12 protein-coding genes and 1 other annotated feature are annotated in these 12,032 nt (G+C 51.3%); all 12 genes read right to left on the reverse strand.

Features of this window, described 5'->3' with window-relative positions:
* Window positions 1-18: 18 nt before the first annotated feature.
* A complete protein-coding gene (locus ACFO5U_RS00860) occupies window positions 19-1,314 on the reverse strand; it encodes an arsenic transporter (protein ID WP_377275828.1) in 1,296 nt (431 codons plus the stop codon).
* A gap of 15 nt (window positions 1,315-1,329) precedes the next feature.
* On the reverse strand, window positions 1,330-1,659 hold the full coding sequence (locus ACFO5U_RS00865; RefSeq protein ID WP_377275830.1) for an ArsR/SmtB family transcription factor: 330 nt from the start codon (window positions 1,657-1,659) through the stop codon (window positions 1,330-1,332).
* Between the two features lie 134 nt (window positions 1,660-1,793).
* Window positions 1,794-2,312 (reverse strand): type 1 glutamine amidotransferase domain-containing protein, encoded by a 519-nt coding sequence (locus ACFO5U_RS00870; protein ID WP_377275832.1) that lies wholly within the window; start codon window positions 2,310-2,312, stop codon window positions 1,794-1,796.
* Window positions 2,313-2,382: 70 nt separating this feature from the next.
* Entirely contained in the window at window positions 2,383-2,976 is a 594-nt protein-coding gene (locus tag ACFO5U_RS00875; protein WP_377275834.1) for a DNA-3-methyladenine glycosylase, read from the reverse strand.
* Window positions 2,977-2,997: 21 nt separating this feature from the next.
* Window positions 2,998-3,768, reverse strand: coding sequence for a tryptophan synthase subunit alpha (gene trpA / locus ACFO5U_RS00880; RefSeq protein ID WP_377275836.1), 771 nt, complete (start codon window positions 3,766-3,768; stop codon window positions 2,998-3,000).
* A complete protein-coding gene (gene trpB / locus ACFO5U_RS00885; protein ID WP_377275838.1) occupies window positions 3,765-5,573 on the reverse strand; it encodes a tryptophan synthase subunit beta in 1,809 nt (602 codons plus the stop codon). The genes trpA and trpB overlap by 4 nt, the downstream gene beginning before the upstream one ends.
* On the reverse strand, window positions 5,570-6,343 hold the full coding sequence (gene trpC / locus ACFO5U_RS00890; RefSeq protein WP_377275840.1) for an indole-3-glycerol phosphate synthase TrpC: 774 nt from the start codon (window positions 6,341-6,343) through the stop codon (window positions 5,570-5,572). The genes trpB and trpC overlap by 4 nt, the downstream gene beginning before the upstream one ends.
* Entirely contained in the window at window positions 6,340-7,332 is a 993-nt protein-coding gene (gene trpD / locus ACFO5U_RS00895; protein WP_377275842.1) for an anthranilate phosphoribosyltransferase, read from the reverse strand. The genes trpC and trpD overlap by 4 nt, the downstream gene beginning before the upstream one ends.
* A gap of 63 nt (window positions 7,333-7,395) precedes the next feature.
* Window positions 7,396-7,624: a binding site (T-box leader), on the reverse strand.
* A gap of 130 nt (window positions 7,625-7,754) precedes the next feature.
* Window positions 7,755-8,753 (reverse strand): CaiB/BaiF CoA transferase family protein, encoded by a 999-nt coding sequence (locus ACFO5U_RS00900; protein WP_377275844.1) that lies wholly within the window; start codon window positions 8,751-8,753, stop codon window positions 7,755-7,757.
* Window positions 8,754-9,902 (reverse strand): acyl-CoA dehydrogenase family protein, encoded by a 1,149-nt coding sequence (locus ACFO5U_RS00905; RefSeq protein WP_377275845.1) that lies wholly within the window; start codon window positions 9,900-9,902, stop codon window positions 8,754-8,756.
* Window positions 9,903-9,927: 25 nt separating this feature from the next.
* Window positions 9,928-10,698, reverse strand: coding sequence for a 3-hydroxyacyl-CoA dehydrogenase (locus ACFO5U_RS00910; protein ID WP_377275847.1), 771 nt, complete (start codon window positions 10,696-10,698; stop codon window positions 9,928-9,930).
* A 28-nt stretch (window positions 10,699-10,726) separates the two neighbouring features.
* The gene (locus ACFO5U_RS00915) at window positions 10,727-11,878 is read right to left on the reverse strand and encodes a thiolase family protein (protein WP_377275849.1); all 1,152 of its coding nucleotides are present in this window, start codon (window positions 11,876-11,878) and stop codon (window positions 10,727-10,729) included.
* Window positions 11,879-12,032: the final 154 nt, after the last annotated feature.

The following is a 12,032-nucleotide window of genomic DNA, read 5'->3' on the forward strand; positions in this document are numbered from 1 at the left end:
ACGCTTTTTGTCATGGAATTAATTCAGCACCGTCAGCCAGAAATACAAGCCGGTCAGTGTGATGAACAAAGTAGGGACGGTGAGGATAATGCCGACTTTGAAATAATAGCCCCAGCTGATTTCCACACCTTTGGTTTTCAATACATGTAGCCACAGAAGTGTCGCCAGTGAGCCGATCGGCGTGATTTTCGGGCCAAGGTCAGAACCGATGACATTGGCATAGATCAAAGCATCTCGCATGACGCCATCGGTATTGGTTTCGGCGATCGCGAGTGCATTGATCATAACAGTCGGCATATTGTTCATGCCTGAAGATAAGATCGCTGCGATAAAGCCCATGCCGATCGTCGCGGCATACAAGCCATGTCCCGCCGTCCACTCAATCGCTTGCGCGAGTACAGAAGTCAGGCCGACATTGCGCAAGCCGTAGACGACGACGTACATGCCGATCGAGAAGAAGACAATCGCCCATGGTGCACCACGCAGGACCGTCATCGTCTCGACGTGTTTGCTGCTACGCGCAATGGCCAAGAAGATGATGGCGATCGAGCCGGCGATGAAGGAGACCGGGATTTCGAGTGACTCGCTCATGAAATAACCGATCAACAACACCGCGAGCACGACCCAGGACAAGCGGAACATACGGATGTCTTTGATGGCCGATGCGGGATTCTTCAACACACTCGGATCAAAGCGCCCCGGAATGTCTTTTCTGAAGAACAAAAACAATACGATCATACTGGCAAGTATACTGAACAAGTTCGGCACGAACATATGCAGCGCGTATTCCGTAAAGCCGATGCCGAAAAAGTCAGCCGAGACAATATTGACCAAGTTGCTGATGATAAACGGAAGTGACGCGGTATCCGCAATAAATCCAGAAGCCATGATAAACGGCAAAATCATCGTATCCCTAAACTTCAACGCCCTCACCATGGCGAGAACGATCGGCGTCAAAATCAGCGCCGCCCCGTCATTGGCGAAAAGCGCCGCCACGACTGCACCAAGCAATGTGACAAGCAAAAACATGCGCAACCCGCTGCCTTTCGAGAACCGCGCCATATGCAGCGCAGCCCATTCGAAAAAGCCGATTTCATCCAATATCAACGAGATGATAATCAACGCAACAAAGGTCAATGTCGCATTCCACACAATCCCCGTTACGTCCCAGACGTCGCCAAAATCAACGACTCCGAACAACAATGCCACAATGGCACCGGCAATGGCCGACCAGCCGATCGACAATCCGCGTGGCTGCCAAATGACAAAAAGCAGTGTAATAAGAAAAATAATAATTGCTAACCAAACATCCATTTACATTCCATCTCCTTAGCTGCAGTTCACTTTCTTCCCTTCGGCAATGAGTGATTCCACCGTGCGCTCCGGCTCCGGCAACATGTCCAGCAATGCTGTCAGCACGCTGAACAGCGCATGGTCTTTATTTAGCGACCAAATTGTCCAACGCCCACGCTTTTCTTCACAAATCAGCCCAGCTTGCTTGAGTTTGCGCATATGCTGGCTGATGGCCGGCTGTGTCATCTCGAGCAATTCCGTGAATTCACAAATGCACAATGCCTCTTTCGATAAATATTTCAAAATCAGCATACGGGTTTCATCGCTTAACGCTTTCAAGCTTTGTTCCATTTGTTTATAGTCCATGCAAGACACCTCTTTTCGGCAATGGATTTATTATATAAGCGATCGCTTATGTATGCAAGGGGTCATTTGTAAATGTTTCTTAAATTTTTCCATACAAAAACCGCTCCTTATATAGGAGCGGTTTTAATCTGCCTTTATTTCTTTTCGAGCAATTTCAGCGACTCGCGGTTGAATGCTGGGATGTCATCCGGCTGGCGGCTTGTGACCAATTGGTTTTGGCACACAACCACTTCTTTGTCGACGACTTTGGCGCCAGCATACTCCATATCAACTTGAATCGATTTGTACCCTGTTGCATCGCGCCCTTCCAAAGCTTTTGCAGAAATCAATAGCTGCGGCCCGTGGCAGATTGCGAAGACCGGTTTGTCCGCATCCATGAACGCTTTCGTGAATTTCACGAAACGGTCGTCTGCACGCAATTGGTCCGGCGAGAATCCACCAGGCAATAGCAATGCGTCAAACTCTTCCGGGCTGACTTCGTCAATGCCTTTGTCGATAGTGACCACTGCTTCGCCTTGTTTGCCGGTCACTTTCTTGCCGGCTTCCTTTTCGATATTGATCAGTTCATGGCCTGCTTCATTAAAGGCTTTCGCCGGTTCTGTATACTCCACATCTTCAAACATGTCTGTAATTAACGTTGCAATTTTTGCCACTTTCCTTCACTCCTTTTGTTTAAATGCTCCCTATCTATATTCCACGAATTGGAAAGCTTAAACATCTGGATCAAGGACGGAATTTGGAGACGAACGGGTTTTCCGATTCCCAAAAGCGGTACGGGTAATGGACCGCCTCCTGCGAGTTTCCGATGCCGACGCGCGGCCCTGTAGACACCGCATGCACGGCATCGCCATCCGCGATATAAAGCGGACGTTCAGTGAAATGATGGCCATTATAATCCATCGTGATGCCCATCGCTTTCGTCAGTTTGCCGGGACCGCTTGTCCATTGCTTCATCGGCATGTGCTGCCCTCTCTGCTCCGCCATGAAATCAATCCCCTCAACCGGCTCGACGGCACGGATGAGGATGGCGCGCGGCGTATCTTCCGGGCCGCTGACAACGTTCAGCAGTGTATGGGTGTGCATTTGGTACGTATAAACAAGTCCGGCTTTTCCGAACATGATTTCCGTCCTTTTCGTACGGCGATTGCCGAAGCTGTGGGCCGCACGGTCTTCCGCACCCATATAGGCTTCGGTTTCGACAATACGGCCTGCGACGATGCCGCCGTGCAGTTCATGAACCAATATTTTCCCTAATAAATCGCGCGACAAATCAAGTGTCGGCGCTTCAAAAAAATTAGCACCTAAAGGCTTAAACATGACAATCCCTCCTATACGGCATTATACCGAATGAGGAGCGGTCACTGCATCAATCAAGGGTTCAATGTCTGCAATGCGGTCTTCATGAAAAGCCTGGACAATGGCGCTGCCGACAATAAATCCATCTACATCTTCACGCAACATGTCGACATGGCTTTCTTTTGAGATCCCAAATCCGGCATAGACCGGCACAGGGCTCAAGTTTCTAACTTTGCGCGTGAACGCACCGACTTCTTCTGCCAGATCGTCACGACTTCCGGTAATGCCCGTGACCGTCACAGCATAAACAAATCCTTGAGCTTCTTTCAAAATTTCTTCCAAACGGCTGTCGATGGTTGTCAAAGTCACGAGCTGTACAAGCACAAGTTCTTGCTGCTTAGCGAACGGCTCGATGATTTGACGGTGTTCAAACGGTAAATCCGGAATGATGACACCCGTTGCGCCTGCTTTTTTGGCTTCTTCTGCGAAACGCTCTGCTCCGAAGCGCAGAACCGGGTTTAAATAAGTCATGATGATGAGCGGCACTTTCACTTCAAAGTCGAATGCCTTCATCGTCGCGATCACTTTCTCCAATGTCACGCCTTGTGCAAGTGCACGGTTTCCGGCCGCTTCAATTGTCGGCCCATCCGCCACAGGGTCGGAAAACGGGATGCCGACTTCAATGGCGGTCACCCCGCGCTCTTGCAAATATTGGATCTGCTCGCCTAATTTATCGAGCCCGCCGTCACCTGCCATGATGTATGCCACAAACGCTTTATGTCCTGATTCTTTTAATTGCGCTAACCGCTTCATGACAATCCCTCCAATTTCTCGGCATATGTCGCCATATCCTTATCGCCGCGGCCGGAGACACAAATGACTAGAATGTCTTCCTCGCCCATGGACTGCGCTTGGTTTTTCGCTTCCGCTACAGCGTGAGCTGATTCGAGCGCCGGGATGATGCCTTCTAGACGGGACATTTCAACAACGGAAGCGAGCGCTTCGTCATCGGTGATCGCCTTATAAACAACGCGCCCGGTATCAGCGAGATGCGCATGTTCCGGCCCGATGCCCGGATAATCAAGTCCTGCGGAAATCGAATGCGCTTCCTGCACCTGGCCAGCATCGTCTTGCAACAGCTTCATCATCGCTCCGTGAAGCACGCCTTCTGAACCTTTCGTCAAGGTCGCAGCGTGGCGGTCGGTATCGACGCCTTCCCCTGCCGCTTCAGCGCCGATCAGACGCACGCCTTCATCGCCGACGAACGGATGGAACATGCCGATCGCATTGGAACCGCCGCCGACACATGCTACGATGGCATCCGGCAAACGTCCCTCCTTATCAAGGATCTGGCGCTTCGTTTCGAGCCCGATGACGCTCTGGAAATCACGCACCATCGTTGGGAATGGATGCGGCCCGAGTGCTGAGCCAATCAAATAGTGCGTGTCTTCGACATTGGTGACCCAGTAGCGCAGCGCTTCGTTCACCGCATCCTTCAGCGTGCCACTGCCTTTTGAGACACTTTCCACACGCGCACCCAATAGTTTCATGCGGAACACATTAAGTGATTGGCGTTTAATGTCTTCCTCACCCATGAAGACGACACAATCCAGGTCAAACAACGCGCAGATCGTCGCTGTCGCTACACCATGCTGGCCGGCTCCGGTTTCTGCGACAATTTTACGCTTACCCATGCGCTGTGCAAGCAAGGCTTGGCCGATAGCATTGTTCACTTTGTGCGCGCCGGTATGGTTTAAGTCTTCGCGCTTCAAGTAAATCTTCGGCCCGCCCCACGCTTCTGTCATGCGCGCCGCAAAGGTCAACGGCTGCTCACGGCCGACATATTCACGCAAATACTCATGATATTCTTCCTGGAATGCTGGATCGTTCTTTGCTTCCTCGTATGCTGCCTCTAGCTCTTTGACCGCTTTCATCAAAGTTTCCGGTACAAATTGGCCGCCGTAACGCCCGAAAAATCCTACCGGGTCTATTGTTTTTTCTTTTGTTCTCTCCATCGAATCACCCTTTGCTTGTAATATGAACTGCTGGATTTTCTCTTCATCTTTTCTGCCGTCCGTTTCTACGCCGCTCGATACATCGACCATAAACGGATCGGTTTGGCGGATGGCCGCTTGTACATTCTCTTTATTTAATCCGCCTGCTAAAATCAAGCGGCTTTTATCCAATTTGGCATTTTCGAGAAGGCTCCAGTCAAACACATGCCCGCTGCCTCCTCGGTATTCGGTGCCTGGCGCATCGACCAATACATAATCAGCAACCGAGTTTTCAAGTTTTTTGACATCGTCCTGCGTCCGGATCGAAAAGGCTTGAATGACCGGTACATCGATCCGTTTGATCAAGTCATCAGGTTCGTCACCATGCAATTGCACCATCGTCAACGGCACCATCTCCACAGCTTTTGCGATTTCCTCGAAAGAAGCGTTGACGAACACGCCGATCCGCTCTGTCGTCTCTGGAGCAAATCGGGACAATTCCGCTGCACGCTCCACCGACACGCGGCGTCTGCTCGGCGCAAAAACAAACCCGATGGCATCCGCCGGAGATGCTGCCTTTACGTGCTGTTCTTCCATCAATCCACAAATTTTCACACGCGTCATTGTGCTGCCCCCTGCCCTCTTGCCTGGCGGATCCAGTTTGCCGGATCTTCCGTGCGCATGAGTGCTTCGCCGACCAAGACACCTTGTGCCCCTCGTTTATAAGCATAATGCGCATCTTTCGTGCTGTTCATGCCGCTTTCGCTGATCAACACCGCGCTGCCACCAAACGGAAATTGCGCCGCCAGTTCCGCAGTGCGCTCGAGCGATACTTCAAATGTTTTCAAATTGCGGTTGTTGACGCCGATCAATTGTGCACCGAGCGAGATGGCTTTTTCCAGCTCTGCTGCATCATGCACTTCCACCAGAACTTCCAAGCCAAGCGAATCTGCATAACGGAATAGCCGCTCGAGCTCCTCGTCTTTAAGCGCTGCGACGATCAACAGAATGATCGTCGCTCCAGCCGCTTTCGCCCGTTCGATCTGAATTTCACTGACCATGAAATCTTTGCATAACACCGGCACCGACACTATGCGCGCCACTTTCCGCAAATCCTCGATTGAGCCTTTAAAATATTGTTCATCCGTCAAAACTGAAATGGCGGCAGCTCCGGCGCTTTCGTATTTTCGTGCCTGTTCTTCGACATCCACTTCCATGCGGATCGCCCCTTTTGACGGGGATGCACGTTTAATTTCTGAAATGACCCCACGGCTTGCGCGTAAGTTATCGATTAGTTTCGGCTTTTCCGGATACTGTTCGGTCGCCGGATACGCTTGATCGAAAGTGGTGATTTCCTGTCTTTTTGTTTCCATGATTTTATCCAATATCGTCATACGAGCACCCCCGATGCCAGGCGGTGCAACTCGAACACGCGCGCCGTTTCCCCGGAGTGAATCGATTGTTTCGCCTGTTGCACGCCTTGCGCGATGCTTTCTGCACGGCCGCTCACATAAAGGCCGGCTCCGGCATTGAGTGCCACTGTATCCAAGTATGCACTCGGTATGCCGCTGATAACTTGTTCAAAAATCTCCGCATTGCGCTTTGAATCCCCTCCGAGAATGGCTTCGACTGGAGCCGTATCCAATCCGACTTCATGCGGATGAACCGTCATGCTGCGTTTGCCATTTTCGTCAAAAACGATCAACTGGTTTGTGCCGACAAGCGACAACTCATCCAATCCACCTGCACCATGAACAATCGCCCCTCTTTTTCTGCCGAGCCGCATTAGTGCATCAGCCATCGGCTCCATCATATCCGGACGGTAAACACCGCTGATTTGAATGGCGATCGGCAATGGATTGGCGAGTGGGCCGACTAGATTAAAGATGGTTGGCGTGCCGATGTCCTTGCGCACTTGACGCAACCCCCCAAGTGCCGGATGAATGGCCGGCGCAAACAAAAAGGCGATGCCGGTCTGTTCGACGAGTGCCGGAAGTTCCATCACCGACAGTTCTGTCGAAATCCCAAGCTCTTCAAGTACATCCGAGCTGCCGGTTTTGCTCGACACACTGCGGTTGCCATGCTTAGCGACATTCATGCCGCAGCCTGCCAACACAAACGCCGTCAATGTGCTGATATTAAAACTATTCGATTTATCGCCGCCCGTGCCACAAACATCGACCAGCTCACCATGAATTTCAGGAAGCTTCACTGCCTTTTCCCGCATGGCGAGAACCATACCGACCAGTTCATCAGCCGTCTCGCCTTTTGTATGCAATGCACTTAAAAACTGCTTCATCTGCTCCGGGTTCATACGCCCTTCAAGCAATTCCAGTGCCTGTCTTTTCATTGTTTGTTCGTTCATATTGTCTACTCTGCTCATCTCAATCTCTCCTCGTCTCGTTTTTGAATGCAAAAATCCCCGCAACCGGAAATCTATTCCGGTTGCGGGGACGGTTTTAAACCGCGGTACCACCACGCATTAATGCAATTTTGCACTCACTCAAAAGGCTTTCGCCTTTCCCTTTAACGCAGGGGATACGTCCGCCATACTCACTTTCGCTTTCCGGCTGGCTCTCATAAGTCCATTCGCACAGCGCACCCAATCAGCTTCCACCAACCGCTGACTCTCTAAATGGATGCCACTGCCTACTCGTCTCATTCCTCGATTTGCACTGTTCTGTTCTCATCTCATCTTGCTCTGCTCTCGAATAGACTTGCCGCTCGTTCAACAAGTTGTCCTTCATACTAAAAGGTTTTGTATATTCTGTCAAGTGTTACACATGATCTTTGTTATCGGCCAGCTTACTCGAAACAACTCAAGTTAGCTGCGCTTCTGTGTAATTGCGCCACCCGGTCCTGAAAAAACGGATGAGCGTGGCGTTCATCCGCACTTAATACCGGCGCTAGGCAGCAATCATGATCGAGCGATAGCTCGTACCATCGTCGCCAGCTTTTCGTTTTGAAAAATGCAGATACTTCCGCATGTTGCGGAGTACCCGGCATAAGGCCTGCCCACGATTCCCAATCCGGGCGTCCCGCGAGCGCGCAGAAATTCCGCCAAAACTTTTCTTCAAGCGCACCGAGCGTCACATACCTGCCGTCTTTTGTTTCGTAGATCGCATAGCTGATGCGCCCGCCGCCAATTTCCGGAACGCCATGGTCCGATAAGCCCGCCGCATGGTAGGCATCATGATTCGGCAAAAATTCCGCCATCACTTCTGCCAGTGCGATATCTAAATAAACTCCTTGGCCGGTGCGGAACTTGCGGATCAACGCGGCCAGAATTTGTTCACAGGCGAGCAAACCGCCAGTATAGTCAGCAAGCGTGTTGGTCGGGTGGACCGGCCGCCCCTTATCATCCCGCAGCTGATCAAGTGCACCTGACAGCGCCAAATAATTGAGGTCATGGCTGCCAAGATTTGCAAGTCTCCCACTTTGTCCGTACCCCGACAAAGAACAATAGACGATATCCGGCTTTAGTTGTTTTGCGGTTTCATAGTCCAAACCAAGCTTTTTCATCACTCCCGGGCGGAAGGTTTCAACCACTACATCGGCAGAGCCGACCCATTCGAGCATTTCCCGCTTGCCTTCTTTCGACTTTAGATCAAGTTGGATAATGTGTTTACCGGCATTATGCGCGCGGTGGACAATGCCGCCGCCCATACCGCGCGACGGATCACCGCTTGGCGGTTCAACCTTAATGACTTCCGCACCGAGTTCGGCGAGGCGCTTTCCGGTAAATGGCCCCGGCACGTAATAGGTCACATCCAACACGCGAATGCCTGTCAATGCCGCTTTCATTTAAAGCCCCATTCGCTTGGCGATGATGGTTTTCATGATTTCATTCGAGCCGGCATAAATCGCCGCCACCGGAATGTCGCGGTAACGCCGGGCAATCTTGTATTCTTCCATATACCCGTAGCCGCCATGCAGTTGCATACACTCCCCTGAGATTTTCTTCGCCGTATCCGTCAGCCAGTATTTTGCCATTGATACTTTCGAAACAATGTCTTTTCCTGCCATGTGCTCTTCGACCAAGGATTCGAGAAATGCTTTACCAAGTTCGATTTCGGTCGCCATTTCCACCAGTTTGAACTGGGTGTTCTGAAAGGCGCTGATCGGCTTACCGAATGCTTTGCGGGATTTTACATAATCGATCGTCATCTCCAGCATATCTTCCGAGGCGATTTGCGCAGCAAGTGCCACGACGAGTCGCTCCTGCTGCAATTTTTCCATTAAGTATGTAAAACCTTTGTTTTCTTCACCGACGAGATTTGCCACCGGCACTTTGCAATCTTCGAAATACAGTTCGGACGTGTCCTGTGCATGGAGCCCGACTTTATCGAGCTTGCGCCCTTTCGTGAAGCCAGGCGTGTTTTCTTCAACCATCAATAGCGAAATTCCTTTATGTTTCGGTTCTGCTTTCGGGTCTGTTTTCACGACAACCAGTACATGGGTCGAGTTGATGCCGTTGGTGATAAAAGTTTTCTGTCCGTTGACGATATAATGGTCACCGTCTTTTACGGCTGTCGTGGAAATATTGGCGAGGTCGGACCCAGCCCCTGGTTCTGTCATCGCAATCGCGGTAATATACTCGCCACTGATGCAGCCCGGCAGCCAATCCTGTTTCTGCTGTTCTGTGCCGTATGCCTCCACATAAGGAACCGTAATGTCATTGTGCAATCCGACGCCGGTTAGGCTTGCTCCGACGCGTTCCATCTCTTCCCCGATAATGACGCCGTAGCGAAAATCCAGGCCAAGGCCGCCGTATTGCTCTTCCACTTGCGGACATAAAAAGCCCATATCGCCGAGTTGCCTCCAAAATGATTTTGGGATGAGGCGGTCTTTTTCCCATTGATCGTAATGCGGCACTGCTTCTTTTTCCAAAAACTTGCGCAAAGATTTGCGGAACATCGTATGTTCTTCTTCTTCAAAACGGTATCTTGCCATTTCTCCCACTCCCCTTTTCCCTATATTATTTCGGCTGCATGCGGATTGCGCCATCGAGGCGAATCACTTCGCCGTTCAATAGCGGATTTTCCACAATGCTTTCGACTAGTTTGGCGTATTCACTAGGTTTTCCAAGACGCGCCGGAAACGGCACTGTCGCAGAAAGCGACTCAATCGCGGATTCCGGCAAGCCGTCGAACATCGGCGTTTTCATGAGGCCAGGCGCAATGACCATGACGCGGATGCCGTCACGTGCCAATTCGCGCGCTATCGGCAAAGTCATCGAGACGATGCCGCCTTTTGACGCGCTATAGGCCGCTTGCCCGATCTGGCCTTCAAAAGCCGCCACAGAGGCAGTCGAAATGACGACACCGCGCTCGCCATCTTCGTTCGGCGCGTTTTCTTGCATTGCCGCTGCGGCAACCCGCAAGACGTTGAAGCTGCCGATCAAATTCACTTGAATGACTTTTTCAAATCGGTCGAGCGCAAGCGGCTGACCTTTTGAAACGACTTTTCCAGGCGTTCCGATGCCGGCGCAATTGACGACCAGATTGATGCCGCCAAAACTTTCCACCACTCGCGCGACATTTCGCTCCACTTGGGAAGCGTCTGTCACGTCCGTTTCGAAATAACGGACTTGCCCGTCTGCAAAATCGCCGATCACCTCTTGGGCACGCTGTTCGTTCAAATCGAAAATCACAGCCCGGCCTCCGCGGCTTGCGATATGCCGCACCGTCGCTTCACCGAGTCCAGATGCGCCGCCTGTAACAATTGCTTTCACCTCAGAAAAATCCATCCCGTCCCCCCCTTTGCGTAACGCTTTTTTACGTGAGCCGTTCGATAATGGTCGCATTGGCCATGCCCATACCTTCACAAATCGCCAACAACCCATAGCGGCTATTTGAACGCTCCAGTTCATGCATAAGCGATACCAATAATTTTGTGCCGGTCGCACCTAAAGGATGCCCGAGTGCAATTGCACCGCCGTTGACATTGAGCTTTTCCGGGTCTCCTCCGATATCCGCAAGCCACGCTAGCGGCACCGGCGCAAATGCTTCGTTCACTTCGTAGCGGTCCATATCTTCAATAGAAAGACCCGCTTTCTCCAACACTTTTTGCGTGGCGGCAATCGGCCCCGTCAGCATCAAAGTCGGATCCGATCCGACAACGGTGCGTGCAAGAATGCGAACTTTCGGCTTTAATCCCAGCACCTCCGCTTTTTCTTTCGACATCAATAAAACGGCGGACGCTCCGTCGCTCATTTGGCTGGCATTGCCTGCCGTAATGACACCGGCTTCATCAAAAGCAGGCTTCAATCCTGCGAGCACTTCCTCTGTCGTTCCGGGTCTTGGCCCTTCATCTTTTTGCACAGTCTGTTCATGCCCCTCTTCATCCACCGTTTCGACCGGCACGATCTCCCTGTCATAATGTCCGTCATCTATTGCCTGCTGCGCCCGTTTATGGCTCTGTACTGCATATGCATCCAACTGCTCGCGGCTAAAGCCCCATTTGGCGGAAATGCGTTCTGCCGATAAACCTTGATTGATGATTTCGTACTGTTCAGTCAGTTTTTCGCTCGGTTGCGCTCCTTGCATATTGGAGAACATCGGAACGCGCGTCATGCTTTCTACACCTCCGGCAATGACAATATCCATGTCGCCGGAAAGAATCGCCTGCGCACCGAAATGGACGGCCTGCTGGCTCGACCCGCACTGGCGGTCAATGGTTACGCCCGGCACATAATCCGGAAACCCCGCAATCAACGCTGCGGTCCGCGCAATATTCCCCCCTTGTTCGCCGGATTGCGATACGCAACCGAGAATGACGTCTTCCACATCCGCTTTTTCAACGCCGGCGCGCTTCACCAACTCGGCAAGCACTACACCCGCCAGCTCGTCGGGACGCATATTTCGAAATTGCCCTTTTCTTCTACCAACAGGCGAACGCACACCCTCTACAATGACTACTTCTCTCATAAATTCCCACTCCTCCTGAAATCGCTTTCATTAAACTGAATTGAATGACTATTCATTCACCTTTATTTATTGTACAAGAACTTGCCATGGAATACTACTTGAAAAAAGTGTCTGGCAGCACATGATTTTCACATGAAAAAACCTCTGCGGCAAT

The sequence above is a fragment of the Planococcus dechangensis genome (assembly GCF_042654465.1).
GTDB lineage: Bacteria > Bacillota > Bacilli > Bacillales_A > Planococcaceae > Planococcus > Planococcus dechangensis.